Origin of the sequence: Amycolatopsis albidoflavus (assembly GCF_039525725.1) — a bacterium.
In the GTDB taxonomy this organism is placed as follows: domain Bacteria; phylum Actinomycetota; class Actinomycetes; order Mycobacteriales; family Pseudonocardiaceae; genus Amycolatopsis; species Amycolatopsis albidoflava.
In genome coordinates this window covers 108898-129195 of sequence record NZ_BAAAHV010000022.1, presented here as the reverse complement: position 1 = coordinate 129195, position 20298 = coordinate 108898, and the positions used below count along the sequence as shown (strand labels likewise).

16 protein-coding genes and 1 tRNA gene are annotated in these 20298 nt (G+C 70.2%); 8 read left to right on the top strand and 9 right to left on the bottom strand.

Annotated features, from left to right (window positions below):
* Positions 1 to 39: 39 nt before the first annotated feature.
* From ABD156_RS33660 to ABD156_RS33635, 6 genes are all read right to left on the bottom strand, one after another.
* Positions 40 to 675 (bottom strand): DUF8010 domain-containing protein, encoded by a 636-nt coding sequence (locus tag ABD156_RS33660; protein WP_116201566.1) that lies wholly within the window; start codon positions 673 to 675, stop codon positions 40 to 42.
* A complete protein-coding gene (locus ABD156_RS33655) occupies positions 668 to 1090 on the bottom strand; it encodes an acyl-CoA thioesterase (protein ID WP_344283323.1) in 423 nt (140 codons plus the stop codon). Before ABD156_RS33655 ends, ABD156_RS33660 begins: the two co-directional genes overlap by 8 nt.
* Entirely contained in the window at positions 1087 to 6063 is a 4977-nt protein-coding gene (locus tag ABD156_RS33650) for an NAD-glutamate dehydrogenase (RefSeq protein WP_344283320.1), read from the bottom strand. The genes ABD156_RS33655 and ABD156_RS33650 overlap by 4 nt, the downstream gene beginning before the upstream one ends.
* 927 nt (positions 6064 to 6990) lie before the next feature.
* Positions 6991 to 9687 (bottom strand): hypothetical protein, encoded by a 2697-nt coding sequence (locus tag ABD156_RS33645; protein ID WP_344283316.1) that lies wholly within the window; start codon positions 9685 to 9687, stop codon positions 6991 to 6993.
* 18 nt (positions 9688 to 9705) lie between these two features.
* On the bottom strand, positions 9706 to 11382 hold the full coding sequence (ettA, locus tag ABD156_RS33640; protein ID WP_344283313.1) for an energy-dependent translational throttle protein EttA: 1677 nt from the start codon (positions 11380 to 11382) through the stop codon (positions 9706 to 9708).
* 103 nt (positions 11383 to 11485) lie between these two features.
* Entirely contained in the window at positions 11486 to 13504 is a 2019-nt protein-coding gene (locus ABD156_RS33635) for a bifunctional copper resistance protein CopD/cytochrome c oxidase assembly protein (protein ID WP_344283310.1), read from the bottom strand.
* A gap of 143 nt (positions 13505 to 13647) precedes the next feature.
* Between ABD156_RS33635 and ABD156_RS33630 the strand changes: the two genes are divergently transcribed.
* The 4 genes from ABD156_RS33630 (at position 13648) to ABD156_RS33615 (ending at position 17436) form a co-directional block, all read left to right on the top strand.
* Positions 13648 to 14688 carry a LacI family DNA-binding transcriptional regulator gene (locus ABD156_RS33630; protein WP_344283308.1) on the top strand — a complete coding sequence of 347 codons (1041 nt, stop codon included), beginning with the start codon at positions 13648 to 13650 and terminating at the stop codon, positions 14686 to 14688.
* A gap of 189 nt (positions 14689 to 14877) precedes the next feature.
* Entirely contained in the window at positions 14878 to 15309 is a 432-nt protein-coding gene (locus tag ABD156_RS33625; RefSeq protein ID WP_344283306.1) for a peptidase inhibitor family I36 protein, read from the top strand.
* Between the two features lie 1034 nt (positions 15310 to 16343).
* Positions 16344 to 16417: transfer RNA gene (locus ABD156_RS33620), tRNA-Arg, on the top strand.
* A 257-nt stretch (positions 16418 to 16674) separates the two neighbouring features.
* Positions 16675 to 17436: a hypothetical protein gene (locus tag ABD156_RS33615; RefSeq protein ID WP_344283301.1), complete on the top strand. Its 762-nt coding sequence runs from the start codon at positions 16675 to 16677 to the stop codon at positions 17434 to 17436.
* A gap of 9 nt (positions 17437 to 17445) precedes the next feature.
* On the opposite strand, the gene ABD156_RS33610 is transcribed toward ABD156_RS33615, so the two are convergent.
* From ABD156_RS33610 to ABD156_RS33600, 3 genes are read right to left on the bottom strand one after another with little or no spacing between them, the layout of a single operon-like run.
* The gene (locus ABD156_RS33610; protein ID WP_344283298.1) at positions 17446 to 18276 is read right to left on the bottom strand and encodes a helix-turn-helix domain-containing protein; all 831 of its coding nucleotides are present in this window, start codon (positions 18274 to 18276) and stop codon (positions 17446 to 17448) included.
* The gene (locus ABD156_RS33605; protein ID WP_344283295.1) at positions 18273 to 18803 is read right to left on the bottom strand and encodes a DUF6879 family protein; all 531 of its coding nucleotides are present in this window, start codon (positions 18801 to 18803) and stop codon (positions 18273 to 18275) included. Before ABD156_RS33605 ends, ABD156_RS33610 begins: the two co-directional genes overlap by 4 nt.
* Complete coding sequence (locus ABD156_RS33600; protein ID WP_344283292.1) at positions 18800 to 19033, bottom strand: hypothetical protein; 234 nt, start codon at positions 19031 to 19033, stop codon at positions 18800 to 18802. The genes ABD156_RS33605 and ABD156_RS33600 overlap by 4 nt, the downstream gene beginning before the upstream one ends.
* A 178-nt stretch (positions 19034 to 19211) precedes the next feature.
* On the opposite strand from ABD156_RS33600, the gene ABD156_RS33595 reads away from it, so the two are divergent.
* From ABD156_RS33595 to ABD156_RS33580, 4 genes are read left to right on the top strand one after another with little or no spacing between them, the layout of a single operon-like run.
* A complete protein-coding gene (locus ABD156_RS33595) occupies positions 19212 to 19448 on the top strand; it encodes a hypothetical protein (RefSeq protein ID WP_344283290.1) in 237 nt (78 codons plus the stop codon).
* The gene (locus tag ABD156_RS33590; RefSeq protein ID WP_344283287.1) at positions 19448 to 19747 is read left to right on the top strand and encodes a hypothetical protein; all 300 of its coding nucleotides are present in this window, start codon (positions 19448 to 19450) and stop codon (positions 19745 to 19747) included. The genes ABD156_RS33595 and ABD156_RS33590 overlap by 1 nt, the downstream gene beginning before the upstream one ends.
* Positions 19744 to 20088 carry a helix-turn-helix domain-containing protein gene (locus tag ABD156_RS33585; RefSeq protein WP_344283284.1) on the top strand — a complete coding sequence of 115 codons (345 nt, stop codon included), beginning with the start codon at positions 19744 to 19746 and terminating at the stop codon, positions 20086 to 20088. Before ABD156_RS33590 ends, ABD156_RS33585 begins: the two co-directional genes overlap by 4 nt.
* Positions 20085 to 20255 (top strand): hypothetical protein, encoded by a 171-nt coding sequence (locus tag ABD156_RS33580; protein ID WP_344283281.1) that lies wholly within the window; start codon positions 20085 to 20087, stop codon positions 20253 to 20255. Before ABD156_RS33585 ends, ABD156_RS33580 begins: the two co-directional genes overlap by 4 nt.
* Positions 20256 to 20298: the final 43 nt, after the last annotated feature.

Genomic DNA, 20298 nt, shown 5'->3' with positions numbered 1-20298 from the left:
CGATGACATCGCCGGACGGCGCCCGCCAGCAGAATCGCCTCAGAACAGCAACGGCAGCAACGCTTGGCGCCGTTTCAGCACCGCGCCGTAGCGGGCGTCGAGGCGCAGCCACGAGTCCGTGGCGGTCACACGGACCACGTCGCCGTCGATCGACGAATCGAACAAACCCATGCCGGACAACGCGAACAGGCATCGCATCTGGACCTTGACCTCGAGGTCTCCCCCGGTGACGGTGAGCACCGCCTGGTCCATCAGCGAAGCGGGCGGCGTGCCGTGCGGCCCGGCGTTGTCGCGAGCGAGCGCGACGCCGCGGTCGGCCAGCTCCGACACCACGCCGACCGGCAGCTCGTCGACCTTCTGCCAGCGATCCGACACCGGAAGCTCGGCGTGCCACAGCAAATCGCGCGCCGGACCCGGGTCCATCACCTCGCCGCCCGCGACGGCGAGCGCCGCGAGCAGTTCGTTGCCGGACACCGTGACGTCCGAGGGCGTCACGGTCCCCGCCACCGCGCGGGTCGCGAGGACCTCGAACGGCGTGGCCGTCCATGCCTCGACGACGTCGTCGCCCCGGCGGCGCAGCCGGACGGCGGTCGTGCCGTCCAGCCGCACCGCGCGGGCGACGAACGCGCTGAGCGTCTCCCGGTCGCCCGGATCGGGGATCCGCAGCTCAGGCATCGGCCAGCACCCGCTTGAGGAATTCCGATTCCTCGTCGCTGAAGCGGCGCGGCCGGAGCTCGGCCGTGTTGTACGGGGCCAGCACGGTTTCCGCGGTGACCGCGACCGGATCGGCCGCGTCCGGGCCGGTCCGCACGACGTACCCGAGCGTCACCGTCGAGGCCTTCAGCTCGGCGAGCGTGATCTCCACGCGCACCGTGCGGCCGGGCGTCGCGACGATCGGCGCGCGGTAATGCACGGCGAGCTTCACGACCACGACGCCCTTCGGCAGCTCGTGCAGCCCCGCGCGCTCGGCTTCGCCGAACAGCACGGGCACCCGGGCCTCTTCGAGCAGCGTCACCACGTTGGCGTGGTTGACGTGCCCGTACACGTCCATGTCCGACCATCGCGGCTGGACGTGGGAAACGAATGTCACCGCACCGTGCTCCGGATCTGGCGCGCGGCCACGGACAGCGTCGCGAGGTCGAGCCGCCCGGAACGGGTGATCTCGTCCAGCGCCACGCGCGCCCGCGAAAGCCGCGACGCGTTGGCTTTCTCCCATTGCTCGATCTGCTCGTCGACGGACAGGTCCTGGTCGCTGTGCCGCAGTGCGTCGAGCGCGATCGCGCGCAGGGAACCGTACACGTCGTCGCGCAGCGAGAGCCGGGCGAGGGCGTGCCAGCGGTTGCCGCGTTCCAGTGCGCTGATCTCGGTGAGCATCTTGTCGATGTCCAGGTGGTCCGACAGCGCGTAGTACAGCTCGGCGGTGTCCGCCGGGGTGTGCGTCGCGTCGAGCCCGACCTGCTGCTCGGCCAGCTCCGCCACCTCGACCACGTCGAGCAGGCCGTAGCTGTGCAGCAGCAGCGCGATCTGGCGGGCGAGGCCGGCGGGCACGCCTTCCTCGACCATCCCGGCCGCGTCCTGCTCCACCGACTCCAGTTCGCGTCCGCGCAGCAGCTCGCCCAGCTTCGGGCCGAGTTCGGCGAGCACCGGGCCGAACCGGTTGATCTCGGCCAGCGGCGCGAGCGGCTGCGGGCGGTTGGTGAGGAACCAGCGCGCGGCCCGGTCGAGCAGCCGCCGCGTCTCCAGCACCATCCGGTCCGCGACCGCGGTCGGCACCACGTTGTCCAGCGCGTCGATCTCGGCCCACAGCTTCGGCAGGTCGTAGACGTGCGTGACCACCGCGTACGCGCGCACCGCGTCGGTGGCGGTCGCGTTCATCTCCTCCATCAGGCGGTAGACGAACGAGATGCCGCCGCCGTCGACCAGCTCGTTGGTGATCAGCGTGGTGATGATCTGGCGGCGCAGCGGGTGCTGGGTGATCGCCGCGGCGAAGGGTTCGCGCAGCGGGGCCGGGAAGTACTCCGGCAGCCTGCGGGTGAACACCTCGGATTCGGGCAGGTCGGAGGCGAGCAGCTCGTCCTTGAGGTCGAGCTTCACGTGCGCGAGCAGCGTCGCCAGCTCCGGCGAGGTCAGTCCTTCGCCCGCCTTCTCCAGCGCGCGGAACTGCGACGGGCTCGGCAGCGCTTCCAGCTTGCGGTCGAACGCGCCCTTCGCGACCAGCGCGGACACCTGCCGCGCGTGCACCGAGACCATCGGCCCGGCGTGCGCCCGGCTGACGCCGAGCACCGCGTTCTGCCGGTAGTTGTCCGCGAGCACGAGCGAGCCGACCTCGTCGGTCATCTCGCCGAGCAGCTCGTTGCGCCGCGCGTGCTGCAATTCGCCGCCCGCCACCAGGTGATCCAGCAGGATCTTGATGTTGACCTCGTGGTCGGAGCAGTCGACGCCGGCCGAGTTGTCGAGCGCGTCGGTGTTGATCTTGCCGCCGTTGCGGGCGAATTCGATCCGGCCGAGCTGGGTCAGGCCCAGGTTGCCGCCCTCGCCGACGACCTGCACGCGCAGCTGGTTGCCGTTGACGCGGATCGCGTCGTTGGCCTTGTCGCCCGCCGCGGCCTGGCTTTCGCTCTCGGCCTTGACGTAGGTGCCGATGCCGCCGTTCCACAGCAGCTCGACCGGGGCCAGCAGGATCGCCTGGATCAGGTCCATCGGCGCGAGCTTGGTGACGCCTTCGTCGAGGCCGAGCGCCTCGCGGACCTGCGGGGTGATCGGGATGGTCTTGGCCGAGCGCGGGTAGATCCCGCCGCCCTCGCTGATCAGCGAACGGTCGTAGTCGTCCCACGAGCTGCGCGGCAGGTCGAACAGCCGGCGCCGCTCGGCGAAGGTCGAGGCGGCGTCCGGGTTCGGGTCGAGGAAGACGTGCATGTGGTTGAACGCCGCGACCAGCCGGATGTGCTCGGACAGCAGCATGCCGTTGCCGAAGACGTCGCCCATCATGTCGCCGATGCCGACGACTGTGAAGTCTTCGGTCTGGGTGTCCTTGCCCAGCTCGCGGAAGTGCCGCTTCACGCTCTCCCACGCGCCCTTGGCGGTGATGCCCATGGCCTTGTGGTCGTAGCCGACCGAACCGCCGGAGGCGAACGCGTCGCCGAGCCAGAATCCGTACTGCGCCGAGACTTCGTTGGCGATGTCGGAGAACTTCGCGGTGCCCTTGTCCGCCGCGACGACGAGGTAGCTGTCGTCGGCGTCGTGGCGCACCACGTCCGGCGCGGGCACGGTCTCGCCCTCGACGCGGTTGTCGGTGAGGTCCAGCAGGCCGGAGATGAACATCCGGTAGCAGGAAATGCCTTCGGTGAGCTGGGCGTCGCGGTCGACCCCGGCGTCGCCGGTCGGGCGCGGCGGACGCTTCACGACGAAGCCGCCCTTCGCGCCGACGGGCACGATCACCGCGTTCTTCACCGCCTGCGCCTTGACCAGGCCCAGGATTTCGGTGCGGAAGTCCTCCTGCCGGTCCGACCAGCGCAGGCCGCCTCGGGCGACCTCGCCGAACCGCAGGTGCACGCCCTCGACGCGCGGCGAGTACACGAAGATCTCGTACTTCGGGCGCGGCTCGGGCAGCTCCGGCACGCCGCTCGGGTCGAGCTTCAGCGCCAGGTACGGCCGCGGGTGCCCGTCGGCGTCGCGCACGTGGTAGTTCGTGCGCAGCGTCGCGTTGATGACGGCGAGCAGCCGGCGCAGGATCCGGTCCTCGTCGAGGCTCGTGACCTCGTCGACCATCGAGGAGATCTCGGCGGTCAGCGATTCCGCGTGCGTCTTCCGGTCCACATCGGACAGTTGCGGATCGCAGCGGGTTTCGAAGAGCCGCAACAGCTTCGTCGAGACCTCGGTGTGCTTGACGAGCGTGTTCTGGATGTAGGACTGGGAGAACGGGCTGCGCGCCTGCTGGAGGTATCGCGAATAGGCGCGCAACACCGCGGCCTGGCGCCAGGTGAGCCCGGCGCGCAGCACGAGCGCGTTGAGGCCGTCGACCTCCGCCTCGCCCTGCCACGCCGCGTGGAACGCGTCCTGGAACCGCTCGCGCAACTCGTGCGCGGCCGCCTCGTCGGCGTTTTCGAGGCCCTTCTTGTCCACGCGCAGGCCGAAGTCGTAGATCCAGCTGGCCCCGCCGTCCTCGCGGAACAGCTCGTACGGCCGCTCGTCCACCACCTCGACGCCCATCGCCTGCAGCACCGGCAGCACCTTGGACAGGGTGACGCCCTCGCCGCGCAGGTAGAGCTTGAACCGCCGCTCGCCGGGTTCGGCGTCCGCGGGCAGGTAGAACGACAGCGCGAGATCGCCTTCGTCCGCGAGGGTGTCGAGCTTGGCCAGGTCGGCCAGCGCGTCCTCGGCGGTGAAATCTTCCTTGTACGCCTCGGGGAACACCGCGCCGAAGCGCTGCCCGCGGTCGACCGCGGACTCCTCGCCCATCATGCCGATCGGGCCGCCGTCGCCGACGCGCTCGCGGCGTTCGGCGATGATCGCCTCGACGAGGCGGTCGTCCCAGCTGCGCACGACGGTGTTGAGCCGTTCCTGGATCCGCAGCGTGTCCGGCTCGACCGCGTTCGACGGGTCGGTGTGCACCATGAAGTGCACCTGCGCCAGCAGCGTCTCGCCGACGCGCGCGCTGTACTCCAGCTGCGTGCCTTCGAGTTCTTCCAGCAGCACTTCCTGCATCGCCAGCCGCGAACGCGTGGTGTAGCGGTCGCGCGGCAGGTAGACCAGGCAGGAGTAGAAGCGGCCGTACGGGTCGCGGCGCAGGAACAGCCGCAGCCGGCGGCGGTCCGACAGCGTGATGGCGCCGGTGGTGGTGGAGTACAGCGAATCGGTGTCCGCGGAGAACAGGTCCGCGCGCGGCCAGTTTTGCAGGACCTCCAGCATCCGCTGGCCGGAGAACGACTCCATCGGGAATCCGGCGCGGTGGATCACCTCGCGCACCCGCTGGCCGACCACCGGGATGTCGAGCACGTTCTCGTGCAGCGCGGTGGTGGTGAACATGCCGAGGAACCGGTGCTCGCCGGTGACCTTGCCGTGCTCGTCGAACGTCTTCACGCCGACGTAATACGGATAAACCGGACGGTGCACCGTGCTCGGCGCGCTGGCCTGGGTGAGCACGAGCAGCGACGGCGCGAGCGCGTCGACCGAGCTGTCCAGGCCGGCGGTGAGGCTGCGCGCGGCCAAGCTGTCCTGGCGCAGCACGCCGAGGCCGGACGCGAGGACCGCGCGCAGGGCGGGCTCGTCGCTGTCCGGCTGCGGGCTGTCGACCAGCTCGTACTTGCGGTAGCCGAGGAAGGTGAAGTGGCCGTCGGCGAGCCAGCGCAGCAGGCGCGCGCCCTCGACGACCTGGTCGCCGGAGAGCTTCGGCGGGTGCTGTTCGAGGGTTTCCGCGAGCGAGCAGGCGGTCTGCGCCATCTTGTCGGCGTCCTCGACGACCTCGCGCACATCGCCGAGCACCGACGACAGCCGGTTGTCCAGCTCGCGCGCCCGCTGCGGGTCGGTGACGAGGTCGATTTCCACCAGCATCCACGATTCCGCGGACGCGCCGGCGGGCGGATCGGCCGGGTCGGCGTCGAGGTGCAGGCCCTCCAGCTCGCCGGTCAGGCCGCGGCTCACCACGACGATCGGGTGCACGATGCGCTGCACCTGCACGCCGTCGCGGGCGAACTCCGCGGTGACGCTGTCCACGAGGTAGGGCATGTCGTCGGTGACCACCTGCACGACGGTCGCGTCGCGCGTCCAGCCGTCCTCGGCGGTGGTCGGGTTCAGCAGGCGGACCGCCGGGCGTCCGGGCATGCGCTGCTTCGCCAGCTGCAGGTGCGAGCGCACCGCGCCGACGAGCGCGACCGGATCGTCGCCGACGATCTCGTCGGCCGGAATGTGCCGGTAGTACAAGCGGATCAGGTCCGCGATCTCCGGCGCCTGCGCCGCGGCGGTGTCGATCAGCTCGTCCCGGATCTGTTCCGGGCTGGCCGTGCGGCGGGCGGCGCCGGCTTCGGTGCCGACATCGGGCGGGGACGAGACTCCCGTCGAGCTCATTGAGCAACTCTCCAGTGTGCGAGACCGAGATGCGTCCGTCACCACAACGTGCCGGACTTCCTTCACCCTAATCCGCCCGGAGACGCCCCCGTGCACGGCGGGGAAAGACTTAAGGTTCGTTTCAGGGGTCCCCGGCGACGCCGTCGCGCGGGATCGGTTCAGCTACCGGCGAGTTCGGCGCGGGCGGCTTTCGGCAAAAGGCTTGGCACGAGGCCGGAGGACGGGTTCCCCGGGCGCGGCGGCGGCTTCGGGATCGGTTCAGTGCTCGTATCGCCCGCGGCGGGAACGGAAAAGGTTGCCTCCCTCCCCTGCGAGAATTCCCACCCGTACGGGCTAATTCTTCCGTTGCGGAGGACCGAGCCGGGCGGGCTGGGAGGAGCAGCCGGGTTTCAGGATGAGGCAAGCGCTGGGTGCGCGCAGATCGGCGGAGCGGGATGGCTTGTGCTGCATAATCTCGGCGCGTTCTGCCAGTGACTGGGAAAACCGCTTGGTGCAGCGCGAAAATCGGCGGGCGAGCGTAGCCTCGGCGGGTCGCGTGTGCGTACTTCCGCGGAAGTACGTGAGGGGAACCCTGAGGGAATCAGAGTCCCTCAGGGTTCCCCTCACGTACCTTTCGGGCGGAAGCCGCAGGATTCGCCGCGTCGATGAGGTTTCGCCAGCAGCGCGGGGCGCGAGGCCACCTCACTCACGAACCGCTCGGGGTTGAAGCCGCAGGATCGTCCGCGTCGATGACGTTCTCCGCCAGCAGCCCGGGGCTCGTGGCCGCTCTCCCGCTGTGGTCCGTGAAGGGCTCCTTGAGGGAATTAGATTCCCTCAAGGAGCCCTTCACGGACCGCTCGAGGCTAAAGCCGCGTCGATGTGCGATCCCCTGCCCCGCCAGGGGATCTGCCTGGCCGAGCCAGCGCATCACCTGCGGCGCAAGGGTTTTCAGTCGCCGTTGTTGTGGTGGCGGTCCGCGGTCGCGCGGCCGTTGATCGGCTTCGGCTCGTCGTTCGGGCCGAGGCGTTTCACCAGCGCCGCCGCGCTCGCCGTGCCCGCCTGATGCTCCGCGAGGGCGCGGGCGAGCAGTTCCGCGAGACCGGCGTCCGGCGGCGGTTCGTCCTCCGCGATGGCTCGCGCGTAGCTCTCCGGGAACGGCTGCTCCGACGGGGTCCACGCGTCGATGTCGGACAGCGGGTCCAGCGCCGGCGGCATCCGCAGCCGGGGCAGCCAGGGCTCCTCGACCGGCTCCGGTTCCTCCGGACGCGGCGCGGGGGCCAGCTCCGGCTTGTCCTGCGCGGGCTTGTCCTGCGCGGCAGCTTCCGCTTCCGCCACGGCGGATTCGGCACGTCCTGGCTCGTCGGCCCGGCGGCGTCCCCCGCCTCCGCCGGTCGCGGTGATGCCCAGCCGGTCCAGCACCGACTTCGCGGCGACCGAACCGTGTTCGGCGTCGTGCCGGGTCTTGCGTCCGCGCGAATCGCGGCGGGCCGCTTCCTCCTGCGCCCATTCGGCGCTTTCCCACAACGGGGCGGCGGCCTCTTCGGCGGGAGCCGGGGCGAGCGGCAGCTCCGGCAAGATGTCGGACAGATCCGGCATCCGCAGCGAGAACCTCGGCGACTCCTCGGCCGCTGCTTCTTCCACCGCGCGACGAGGGGTTCCCTCGCGCGCCCAGGGCGTTTTGGTGTCGTCGGCCGCCCGCAACGGACGGACCGGCGCGTCCTCGTCTTCCCGGCGCGCGGGTGCTTCCTCAGCGGCCCGCGGCTTCTCCGGCCAGCGCACCGACGCGTCCTCGACAACCTGCGTCTTCTCCGCTGCCCGCGACGTCTCCGCGCGGCGAACCGGAGCCTCGTCAGCAGCGCGCGACCCGGCCGCGCTCTCCGGGGCACGAGACGGCCGTTGCGGCGTCTCAGCCCGACGACTCCGCACGTCCTCCGCCTGCGTCCCGCGCGCGCTCTCCGCTCCGCGCGGCGCGTCCGTCCAGCGCACTGATACGTCCTTCGCCCGGCGACCTGGCGGTTCCGCAGCCTGCGCCTGGCCAACCGGCTCCTCAGCGGCAACCGCCCGCACCGGAGCGTCCTCGGCCGCCCGTTTCCGCGGCGCGGGCGTTTCCGCGCCCTTCCGCCCGAACGGCCGCGCCCAACCCGGCAGCACCGGCGACTTGCGGTCCTCAGCCCGCCGACGTCCGCCGGTCCGCGGAGCCTCCCCGGCCGGTTCCCGGATCGCGGGCAGCACCGACGTCTGCTCGACCTCGGCCTCCGCCGCGGCCCGCCGGAACGACCACGCCGGCTTCTTCTCCGCCGCCTCGACCCAGGCCGAGGCCGAAACCGGTTCCGGCTCCGCGGCCACCTCGACCTGCGCCGGAACGACCGGCAGCGGGGCCGCCACCGGGTCCGGCCGCGGGGCGGGGACGTCGCGGATCGCCGGCATCACCGAGGTCTCCTCGGCCGCGACACGCGGCTCGACCTCCATCGACACCGGGCGTCCGTCGCGCGGGGCGGACGCGGCGAGGACGTCGTCGAGATCCATCGACGCCACTGATTCCGCACCCAGCTCGCCCGCGATCAGCCCGCACGCCTGGCGCCGGGCCCGCGCGTGCACGTGCTCCGCGGCCCGCGCCCGGTGCAGGCAGCCGATGGCCTCTTCCGCGCTGCCGAACCGTTCCTCGATCTGCGCCAGCTCCAGCCACAACCGCGCGGTGACCGCCGCGAGCCCGTGCCGGTCGGTGGCCGCGACGGCCTCCCCCACCAGCTCGGCGGCGGCGTCACCGGCACCGGAGGGCAGGTGGATGCGGGTCGCGACCGCCAGCCGCAGCCAGGCCGCGGGCGCGACACCGGCGGCACGGACCGGTTCGCGCAGCATGGGTTCGGCGATGTCGTACGCCATGTCGGCGTCGCCGCGGTCGAGCAGCGTGCTGACCAGCTGGAGCACGAGCCGGATCCGGACGAGACCGCCGTCGTCGCCGGGACGGTCCATCTTCTCCAGGAACCCGAGCCCGGTCCGCGCGGCGTCCGCGGCCGCGGTGAGATCGCCGTGCCGACGCCGGTGCGCCGCGGTTCCGTTGCGCAGCAAGGCCCGCATGAGCAGCCGGTCGTCCGCGTCGAGCGAATCGTCGGCCACCAGCAGCCGATCCGCCTCGACGAGCACCCGGTCCAGCTCCGCCTTCCGGCCGAACTGGGCGAGGCATCCGACGAGGTGACACAACGCTTCCGCGCGCAGCGACGGCGGCACGTCCTCCGACAGCACCGGCCGCAGCGCGGCCAGCCCCATCAGCGGGACGCCGAGGCTGCGCGCGCACACCGCGAGGTCGACGCGCAGCCGCGCCGCCGTCGTGGCGTATCCGGCGTGTTCAGCCGCGCGCAAGGCCGCAACCGCGCGGCCGACCGTGGACGTCCGTTTGCCGATCCGCACGCGAGCGGACACCACGAGCGCTTCCGCCCGGATCCAGTGCCCGTCCGCGCTCGCAGTCTCCGCGAGCGCGGCCGAGCGTTCGCCGAGAACCAGCGACAGCTCGGGCGCCCGGAAGCGCAGTGATTCCGCCCGGTCGATGAGCCGACCGAGGTCGGCGAGGGTCCCGCCACTGGCAACGGCGGGCCGCCCGTCCGCGGTCGCGGACGGGCTGGGCCGGTTGTGCCTGCTGGTTTCCACTCGGGACCCCCGCGCCGGTCAGTCGCGCTTCAACTTGCGGTGGGTGACCCGGTGCGGACGAGCCGCTTCGGCGCCGAGGCGCTCGACCTTGTTCTTCTCGTAGCCCTCGAAGTTGCCCTCGAACCAGAACCACTTCGCGGGGTCCTCGTCGGTGCCTTCCCAGGCGAGGATGTGCGTCGCGACCCGGTCCAGGAACCACCGGTCGTGGGAAATCACGACCGCGCAGCCGGGGAACTGCTCGAGCGCGTTCTCCAGCGAGCCCAGCGTTTCGACGTCCAGGTCGTTCGTCGGCTCGTCCAGCAGGATCAGGTTCCCGCCCTCTTTGAGCGTCAGCGCGAGGTTGAGCCGGTTGCGCTCGCCGCCGGACAGCACGCCGGCCGGCTTCTGCTGGTCCGGGCCCTTGAAGCCGAACGCGCTCACGTAAGCGCGCGAGGGCATTTCGGTCTGCCCGACGTGGATGTAGTCGAGCTTGTCCGAGACGACCTCCCACACGGTCTTCTTCGGGTCGATCCCGCCGCGGCTCTGGTCCACATAGGACAGTTTGACCGTCTCGCCGATCTTGACCGAGCCGCCGTCCGGCTCCTCGAGCCCGACGATGGTCTTGAACAGCGTCGTCTTGCCGACGCCGTTCGGGCCGATCACGCCGACGATGCCGTTGCGCGGCAGGTCGAAGGAGAGCCCGTCGATGAGCACCCGGTCGTCGAAGCCCTTGCGCAGCTTCTCGACCTCGACCACGACGCTGCCCAGACGCGGGCCCGGCGGGATCTGGATCTCCTCGAAGTCGAGCTTGCGGTGCTTGTCCGCCTCCGCGGCCATCTCCTCGTAGCGGTCGAGCCGCGAACGGGACTTGGTCTGGCGCGCCTTGGCGTTGGACCGCACCCACTCGAGTTCGCTCTTGAGCCGCTTGGCCAGCTTGGCGTCCTTCTTGCCCTGGACCTCGAGTCGCTCGCGCTTCTTCTCCAGGTAGGTGGAGTAGTTGCCCTCGTAGCCGACGACGCGGCCGCGGTCGAGCTCCATGATCCACTCGGCGACGTTGTCCAGGAAGTACCGGTCGTGGGTGACGGCCAGGACGGCGCCCTTGTAGTTGGAGAGGAACTGCTCCAGCCACAGCACGCTTTCGGCGTCCAGGTGGTTAGTGGGTTCGTCGAGCAGCAGCAGGTCGGGCGCGGACAGCAGCAGCTTGCACAGCGCGACGCGGCGGCGCTCGCCGCCGGAGAGGTGGGTGACCGGCTCGTCCGGCGGCGGGCAGCGCAGGGCGTCCATGGCCTGCTCGACGGTCGAGTCGAGCTCCCAGGCGTCGGCGTGGTCCAGCTCCTCCTGGAGCTGGCCCATCTCCTCCATCAGCGCGTCGCTGTAGTCGGTCGCCATCAGCTCGGCGATCTCGTTGTAGCGATCGAGCTTCTGCTTGGTCTCGCCGAGGCCCTCCTCGACGTTCTGCCGAACGGTCTTCTCCTCGTTCAGCTCCGGCTCCTGCATGAGGATGCCGACGGTCGCGCCCGGCTGCAGGAAGGCCTCGCCGTTGCTGGCCTGCTCGATCCCCGCCATGATCTTGAGAACGGTCGACTTGCCGGCGCCGTTCGGGCCCACGACGCCGATCTTGGCTCCGGGGTAGAACGCGGTGCTCACGTCGTCGAGGATCACCTTGTCCCCGACGGTCTTGCGCACCTTCTTCATGGTGTAGATGAACTCGGCCATGCCATCGATCGTAGAGTGGCTCCTCCGGCGGCCTGACGGCGGTCACCACCGTGCTACCGAGGGTCAAGTCGAGGTCACGCGGACAGCATGATTTTCGGCCGCGTCATTCGGCCCGTTTGCCCTCCGCGAGGTTCTTCAGCATCGCGTTGTAGGCAGCGAGTACTTCGCCGCCGGTGTTCTCCTCGCGCCGGTCGCGCCGCTTCGCCTCGCGCTCGTCCTGGCGCGCCCACTGCACCAGCAGCGCGATCAGCACGAGCAGCACCGGCACCTCGCCCGACGCCCACGCGATGCCGCCGCCGAGCCGCTGGTCGGTCAGCAGGTCGCCGACCCACGGCAGCTTCAGCGACGTGTAGAACTCGCGGCCGATCACGGTCTGCATGTTCATGAGGATCACGCCGAAGAAGGCGTGGAACGGCATCGCACCGAACATCATCCCGAGCTTGCCGACCGGCGGCAGCCGCCGCGGCGCGGGGTCGACGCCGATCACCGGCCAGTAGAAAACGTAGCCGACGAGCAGGAAGTGCGCGTTCATCGCCAGGTGCGCCCAGTGGTAGTTGAGCGCGTTGTCGAAGAGGCCGGAGAAGTACAGCCCGTAGAAGGACCCGACGAACAGCAGCAGCGCGACGATCGGGTTCGTCAAGAACCGCGACACCGGCGAGTGCACGGCGGCCAGCAGCCATTCGCGCGGTCCCGGCGGGGCGTCGCGGCCGGCTGGGGCCAGCGCGCGCAGGGCGAGCGTCACCGGGCCGCCCAGCACCAGCAGCACCGGCGCGACCATCGACATCAGCATGTGCGTGCCCATGTGCACGCTGAACATCGCGGGCGCGTACCGGCCGATGCCCGACGACGTGGCCAGCAGGATCACCAGGCAGCCGGCGAACCACGCCACCATCCGGCCGACCGGCCAGGCGTCGCCGCGCTTGCGCAGCCGCCGCACGCCGGCGAGGTACAGGCCGGCGAGAACGATCGCGAGGGTGCCGTAGACGAGGTCGAACCGCCAGTCGGTGAGCAGCCGCCAGAACGTCGGCGGGCCCTGGAGGTCGTAGCCGATGAGGAGTTCGACGGTGCCCGGCTGGGTGACCGCGTCCGGCGGCGGCGGTGTGCGGGCGAGGCCGGAGGCGATGCCGATGGTGACGAACATGATCAGCACTTCGACGGCCGCGAGCCGGAGCAGTTGACTGCCGCCCTTGCCGTCGACGAGGTTCGCGACGCCGCGGCTGCGCTGCTGCTGGCCGAAGACGCCGAGCAGAAGCAGCGCGACGATCTTGGCGACGACGAGCAGGCCGTAGTCGGTGGTGAACAGGTCGCCGAGGTTGATCCGGACGAGCGCGTTGACGATGCCGGACACCGCCATCACGACCCAGCAGACCAGGGCGAGCTTGGAGAAGCGCTGCGCGGCGAGGCTGAGGTTCTTGCCGCGGCGCCAGCCGAGCGCCAGCACGGCGAGCAGGCCGCCGACCCACAGGGCGGCCGCGACGAGGTGGAACAGCAGGCTGTTGGTGGCCAGGTCGTGCGAGCCGCCGCTGGCCGAGTGCCCGGTGACCGCGACCGGGACGAGGCCGGCGACGGACAGGAAGAACAGCACCGCCGTCCAGCCCCAGCTGAGCACCAGGCGGCAGCCGAGGGCGAGCAGGATCGCGATCAGCGCCGTCCACAGCCAGGCCTTCGGCTGTTCGATCGCGCTGACGAGGCTCAGCAGGGTGTCCGGGGAAAGGACGTCGCCGAACGGCTTGCCCGCGCTGTCCGCGGCGGTGAAGGCGACCGACAGGATCGAGGCCGCGAACCACACCCACGCGGCGATCCCGGCGGTGCGGACCGCGGCGTACCCCTCGGGCGCGAGCGTGCCGGATTTCTGTGGCGGGACGAGGAAAGCGGCCAGCAGCAAGGCACCAACGCACACCACCGACGACGCTTCGGCGAGCACGCGGACCACCGTGACGCCGTAGCGCGTGACGAGTCCCGGGTCCGGCAGCCCGGCGATGACGTAGCCCGCTCCGCCGGTGAGCGCGACGAGCCCGACCGCGACGACCGCGCCGAGCACGACTCCGACCGAAAGCAGCGGGAGCACACTCGTCTTGCGTCCGCGGTTCGGGGCGGGTTTCGTCACAGGTTCCGAGCTCACGCTACGAGACTAGGCCGGTCGCGCGCGGGGCGGCACCGGGGTGGGTTTCGCACCGGATCGCTCGCTCGCGGCGTTTGCGCTGGTCGAGCCGGGTTGCCGGGCGGAACCCGGTGCGCGGCAAGGCTTTCCTCTATGCTCCGCCGATGACCAGCAGCCGTCGCCGCCGCCCGACGCTGGACGACGTCGCGGAGGCGGTCGGGGTGTCGCGCGCCACTGTGTCCAACGCCTACAACCGGCCTGACCAGCTGTCGACGCAGTTGCGGGAGCAGATCCTGCGCGCGGCGGGTGAACTCGGTTACCCCGGCCCGAACCCGACCGCCCGCAGCCTGGCCACGAGCCGCACCGGCGCGATCGCTTTCCTGCTCGATTCGTCGCTGTCGGCGGCCTTCTCCGACCCCGCGCTGTCGATCACCTTGGACGCGCTCGCGAAAACCGTGGAACCCACCGGCAACGCGCTGCTGCTTTTGCCCGGCCACGAAGCCCAGGAAGGCCCGCCGGCGTCGCGGGTCCTGGCCGCACAAGCGGATATCGCCGTGGCGTACTCTCTCGCCGACGGCACGCCCGCGCTGGAAGCCGTGCGGGCACGGGGTTTGCCGCTGGTGGTCATCGACCAGCCACCGCTGCCGGACACGGCCCGAGTCGGCTGCGACGACCGCGGCGGCGCGTCGTTGGCCGCACGCCATTTAGTGGAGCTGGGACATCGCCGGTTCGGAATTCTGGCCGCACCGCGCCTTTCCGCGGTGACCAGCCCTTTCCACGGCACCCGCGAACGCCTCGCCGGCTACCTCGACACGCTGGCCGCCGCCGGAATCACCGACGTCTCCATCACCGAAGCCCCATGGCTGTCGGCCTCCACCGCCCGCGCCGCCGCCACCGAGCTGCTCACCGCCTCGGTGCGGCCGACAGCGCTGTTGTGCATGTCCGACCAGCTCGCCTTCGCCGCGATCGCCGCCGCCCACCGGCTGGGCCTGCGCGTGCCCGGCGATGTCTCGATCGTCGGCTTCGACGACACTCCGCAGGCCGCGTGGTCTGAACCACCTCTCACGACCGTCCGGCAAGACCTGGCGGGCAAGGGCCGCGTCGCCGGGGAACTGGTGATGGACCTGCTGGCGGGGGAGCCGATCCCGCCGCCGGTCGAACTCCCGGTGTCGCTGGCCGTCCGCGAAAGCACCGCGGCGATTTAGCAAGACCGTTCGGCGATCTGTGGACAACTAGGTCTCTTCCGGGTGAAGGGAAACTACTTGTCCACAGACGTAGGAATGCGGGCAGACAAACCGCACGGAACCCGCCAAGGTGGAGAACACGCCCGGTTTCCCGGGATGCCGCCGGCCGCTTCGCCCGGCACCGTTTTCGATTGAGGGGGAGTTCCCACGATGTTCCGCCGCCTGCTGCCGTCTCTGCCGTTCCCGGGCCGCCGCACCTGGCCCGCCGCCGCCCCGTCCCGCCTGCCCGGCGTATTGCTGCTGGTCACCGCCGGCCTCCTGACCAGTTCCGGACTAGCCCAAGCCACTCCGGCTGGTCCCCCCGCGCCCGCCTGCAACGCGGGAGAGTTCTGCCTGTGGGACACCGAAACGTATTCCGGAGGGGCACAGAGTTACGACCTGCGCACGGCAAATCCGGGTGATTGCATTCCCCTGCCCGAGGGATTCCAAGGACATTCCTTCGTCAACCGGATGACCCGCGACGTCACGATCTACCAAGGAGCCGACTGTTCCACCGAGGGCGATTTCATCACCTATCCGGGCGGTGGCACGTACGTTCCGCAGTCCCCGTTCGCGGTGCGTGCCCTGAAAGTGTGGGAATAACCCGAGACCGGGCCAGGCGAACAAGGCAAGCTCCAGGACGAGTCGACTCGCAGCCAAAGTTCGCCGGCCCGGGGGCCGCACCCCCGAGCGGCCCCCGGCCCGTGGGCGCGCAGCCCGGAACACCCGCGCCCACGGGCCCCTGACCCCTCGCCTCCCGCTCCCGGCCCCGACCTGGGAGCGAGAGGCGAGGCCTGGGGTTGTGTCGTGGTTGGGCGGTGCCCTGCCGCCGCTGGAGGCCTGCGGTTCCGCCTTGGCAGGCCTGCGGCTCCGTCGCGGTTGGCCTGGCTTCCGTCGTCGTAGTCCTGGCTTCCGTCGTGGCAGGCCTGGGTTTCGTCGCGGTAGACCTGCGGTTCCGTCTTGGTTGACCTGGCTTCCGTCGCGGCGGGCCCGGCTTCCGTCATGGTTGGCCCGGCTTCGGTCGCGGCAGGCCTGCTGCTCCGTCGCGGCGGATCCGGCTTCCGTCGTCGTAGGCCTGGGGTTCCGTCGCGGCAGGGGTGGAGTCCCGTGGTGGAAGCCCGAGTTCCATCGCGGCGGGCCTGTGGTCCGTCATGTCGGCCGGTGCTCCGCCGCGCGCCCGCCGGCCGTCAGGTTCAGGCACCAGCCCGCCCCCGATCCGCCATCACCTGCCGCTCGCCGGACCACGCCCGCCAGTGGTTCGGCCCTGCCGCTGACCTGGCACGTCGACGCCTGACCGCAACCGCCGAACCGCCCAACCCTCACCCGCCCGGCCAGACGTCCTACATCACAAGATCGCCACAGTCTCCGCCAGCCGTCAGCCCCGAATCCCCGTCCCGTCCGACGCCCCAGCCAGGAGATCCAGGTGCCCAAGCTGCACAAACCGCCGCTCACCAGCCGCACGAGGCCGCTCTCCCGAGCGGTGCGTGCCGGAGCCGTCGCGCGCTGTGGCATTCCGCCCCCGAGGCACCGCAAATCCGACGAACGGAAGCTGAAACGATTCGACGGTGTCGAACGATCGAGAGATTGGCGATGACTAAGCTGCCCATGCTGGAGGTCAGCAGCTGTCGGCCACCCGGGCCCTCGTAGCTCAGCTGGATAGAGCAAGAGCCTTCTAATCTCTAGGTCGCAGGTTCGAGTCCTGCCGGGGGCACAGCGGGCCTGGTCAGAGACAACTCTGGCCAGGCCCACCCGGACCGAACCTGCCCGATGGTCCATCAATGGTCCACTTTCGATCGAACCGCCCGCCAGCCGCGACACAAGCCGCGCCGAGCGATCCCACACCCTCAGCACCACGTGCTGGTGCCAGCCGCGGACCGCGTTCGACGGCCACACCGGGACCGACCCCGTTTTCGAGGCGACGGCCGGCGACCCGATCGGCCCGGACGGGTTCCCGCTCGAGGCGACCTCATGAGCGCGCGTCGACGGCTCGCGGTGTACCGCGGGTGGCTTCTGCTGAACACCGTCCTCGCGGTGTGCCTCGTGCTGCTCATGCCGCCGGCGTTGTTCGCCCGCGGCTTCCACGACCCGTCGGTGGTGCTGCCCGGGGTGGGCCTGCTGATCGCCTGGTGGCTCACGTTCGTCGCGGCGTGGTGTGCGTGGCAGCGCGTCCCGCGCCAGGCCCCGGTAACGCTCGGCGCGGTTGCGGCGACACGGGTGGTGCATTCGACGGCGAAGGAGCCCACCGTGACAACGACCCCGCAACCCTCGAAGCCCGCGCCGGTCCGGAAGCTGTGGACGTGGGTCATCGTCGCCGTCGTGGCGGTGGTCGTCTGGATCGTCATCGCGAGCAACAGCGATCAGCCGGCCAATCCGCAAGCCGCACCGCCGGCACCGACCGGCGCGGCGGCCGTCCTGAAGGCGGCCGGCCCGCTGCACGCGCACGTCGAGAACACCAACCACCTGATTTGCGACTCCGCGACGGCGACGATCGCCGAGTCCGGCCGCGGGTTCCGGGTGCACGTCGACTTCCCCGGTCCCGGGAACCTGGCTGTCGCGGCGACCAGCGTCGACAGCCAGGACGCCAACGAGACCTACACAGTCGGCGCGCAGGAAACCGGCCACGACTTCGCATTCAGCCAGTTCCCGCTCAGCAAGGTTCAGGTCGCGTCAGTCAGCGTCACCGCGGCCGCGGGCGGCGGCACCTGCGACGTGGTGGACCGCAGGCCGTAGGAGCAGGGGTCAGGCGAGGCCGCCGAGCACGCGCTGCAGCAGCGTACGGGCGGCCTCGCCTTCTGCTGCGACCTGCCAGAGCTGGTCGACGATCGTGTCGTACAGCGCGACGTCATCGGCGTCGACGACGGTCAGTTCGGTGTGGTTGACCTCCACGAGGACGGTGTCGTCGTGGATCGTGAAGCCGTGCATGGTGATCGTCGGCAGCGGCCGGTCGAGCGGGATGATGCCGAAGCGGACGTGAGCCAACCCGATCAGGTTCAGCAGCCGGTCAATCTGCACCCGGAGAACCGGGACTTCGCAGATCGGATAGCGGAACGCCGACTCGCCGATCAGGATCTCGATGCGCTTGCTCGGGTCGTAGAGCACGTCCTGCCGCCGGATCCGCTCGCGCACCGCGTCATCGGTGTCGGCGCGGGTGTCGTGCATTTCTGCGGCCATCTCGAACACATTCCTTGCATAGCCCGGCGTTTGGACCAGGCCGGGAACGAGGAACAGCTCGACGGACACGATGCGCGTGGCGTCGCGCTCAGCGACAGCTTCGGCGTGCTGCCGCTGGGAGTGGCCTCGGCGGAGCTGCTGCTTCCAGCGGTCGCGTTCGAGGCGCAGGTCGACCAACGCGCCACCCAGCCGCGCACTCGTCTCTTCGTCTGCGCCGACCGCGGGCAGCCACACCTTGAGGTCGTCGTCCGACGGGATCGTGCGCGCATTCTCGATCCGCGACACCTTGGACGCGACCCAGCCGATGGCGCTGGCGAATTCCTTGCCGGTCTTGAACCCGGCATTGAGCCGCAACCGGCGCAGCTCGCCCGCGAAGATCTGATGGTCCCGATCGGTCACCGCGCAATCGTGACGTACTCCGCGTGCGGGGTCGCTACTGGCCATGCCGTGTCGCGCAAGAGTCGATGTTCGTCGAGGACGTCAGGGTCGTCGTCGACCACCACGCCGGCGAGTTCCTTGTCGTCGGTGAATTCGAGGATCGCCACGCGTTCGTTGTCGAGCAGGTAGAAGTCGTAGCCCGGCAATTCGAGTTCGGCCGCGGTCGCTTCGGGGAGCCAGCGCACGTCTTCGCCCGCGGCGACGTTCGGTCCGATGGCCTGCCGCATCCATGCGGCGTAGTCGTTGAGCGGGTCGGGGTAGACGCGGACGCGCTGGAACGGGATGCCTGCCTCACGCAGACGCGCCAGGTGCGCGAGCCATGCGCGGTCGTCGTCGGTTTCCTCGGCGGGTTGGCCGGCGAGCCACCGGTCGACCTCTGGCCGGTCGACGGCGTACTCGCTCTGGCATTCCCACCGCCACGACGAGCGCCGCACTGATCGGAGCAGCGCGGCGAACTCGTCGTGCGGGTTCAGGTGGTGCCGGGTCACGCGGTGCTCTTCGCGTCGGCGGTGAGCGGCGTCGGCGAGAGGTAGTCGAGGAGGGCTTTGGGCACCTCGACAGCGGTCTCGTGATCCGGAAGGCCGCGTTCGCGCAGCTGTGCCAGGACTTCCGGGTCGGTGACTTTGGCGCCCTGAACCACGTAGGTGCCGCGGTCTGTCTCGTAGAGCTCCGGGCAGCCGCCGTTTTTCGAGGTCGTGTGCAGGTGGGTCAGCTTCATGAGTCCTCCGCCATTCGTGGAATCCACAGAATTCCATGATCGATCACGGGTTTGCGAGGGACTGTCCGGGGCTATTGGTCACATGATTCGTGACATACGGTAGCGATCAAGTAGCCCATTAGGACTATCTTGCGCAAGAATTCTATGGATTCTATTGCACCATCGTCGGTGGCGCCCCATGCTCGACGCCGTGCGGGGATGGCGAAAGGAACGCGTCGTGATCGCGAAGGACAGCATCGGCCAGCAGGTTCTGGTGACGACTGGCCTCACGATGGACGCGGACGGCAACGACGTAATAGGCGTCGCGATCGGCAAAGGCCCGACGGCAGCGCTCACGATCACCGACGGAGCCCGCCTCAGCGTGAACATCCGCTCCTCGCTGCACGACCTGATCGAACATCTGGGAGGCGTGTGATGGGCACATTGTGCGGCGAGCTGCCCGCCGAGGACGTGGCCGCGGCGACTGCTGGCGCTCACCGGATGCACACGTCGCAACTCGTGCTCCGCGTGCACTCCGATCCAACCGCCGCGTACCGGCGGACGGTGCATCGCTACTGGAAACGGGAGCTGGACGACCCGTCGGTTCAGTGGCTGATCCCCTGGTGCTGTGGAGACACGCCTTACCCGGAACGCCACGAACGCGGCGAGATCGACCCCACCGGGTTCGCGGATGCCGAATGGTGCCGCGGTTTAGCCGGGCTGGACGCGCGATGACGGCCTCGTATGCGGAGCGCAATGCCGCGCTGCTGCGCGACCACCAGGAAGGCTTGTCAGACGAGGAGATCGGGCAGCGCTACGGCGTAACGCCCAAGCACGTGCGGAAACTGATTGGCCGACTGACGGATCCCGGCCCCGCCGACCCTGGATCACTGAAGCACCGCTGGGCGAACAACCCTCCAGTGTTCGCCCGCCCCGCAACGTCTCCGCCTCCGCGCCCCAAGCCAATCAAGTTCACCTGCCGCCCATGCGGCGGCACGGTGTCGCCCCAGACCTGGGAATGCGGCGGGTGCGGACTGGTGTACCGCAGCTTTGCCAAGCTGGGCGGCTCGAAATGAACCAGGACCTTGACACGGACGACGACGCCGCCCCCGAGACGAAGGAGAAGCCCGTGCTCGTCGAGCCCGGTCCGGATGCGAGTCCGGACGAGTGGGTTCGCTACGTCAACCAGCGGTATCCGCGCCATGGGGTCACCGCTCCCGGGTCGCACATGGGTCGGCTATGACGGTCGCCGCGGTGGGTGCCCCCGACCCCTCCGCGGCACCGAC

Coding starts and splice junctions, on each gene's coding strand:
- ABD156_RS33660 (WP_116201566.1), bottom strand. CDS start 675: ATGCCTGAGCTGCGGATCCCCGATCCGGGCGACCGGGAGACGCTCAGC.
- ABD156_RS33650 (WP_344283320.1), bottom strand. CDS start 6,063: ATGAGCTCGACGGGAGTCTCGTCCCCGCCCGATGTCGGCACCGAAGCC.
- ettA (WP_344283313.1), bottom strand. CDS start 11,382: ATGGCCGAGTTCATCTACACCATGAAGAAGGTGCGCAAGACCGTCGGG.
- ABD156_RS33630 (WP_344283308.1), top strand. CDS start 13,648: ATGACCAGCAGCCGTCGCCGCCGCCCGACGCTGGACGACGTCGCGGAG.
- ABD156_RS33625 (WP_344283306.1), top strand. CDS start 14,878: ATGTTCCGCCGCCTGCTGCCGTCTCTGCCGTTCCCGGGCCGCCGCACC.
- ABD156_RS33615 (WP_344283301.1), top strand. CDS start 16,675: ATGAGCGCGCGTCGACGGCTCGCGGTGTACCGCGGGTGGCTTCTGCTG.
- ABD156_RS33600 (WP_344283292.1), bottom strand. CDS start 19,033: ATGAAGCTGACCCACCTGCACACGACCTCGAAAAACGGCGGCTGCCCG.
- ABD156_RS33595 (WP_344283290.1), top strand. CDS start 19,212: ATGCTCGACGCCGTGCGGGGATGGCGAAAGGAACGCGTCGTGATCGCG.
- ABD156_RS33590 (WP_344283287.1), top strand. CDS start 19,448: ATGGGCACATTGTGCGGCGAGCTGCCCGCCGAGGACGTGGCCGCGGCG.
- ABD156_RS33585 (WP_344283284.1), top strand. CDS start 19,744: ATGACGGCCTCGTATGCGGAGCGCAATGCCGCGCTGCTGCGCGACCAC.
- ABD156_RS33580 (WP_344283281.1), top strand. CDS start 20,085: ATGAACCAGGACCTTGACACGGACGACGACGCCGCCCCCGAGACGAAG.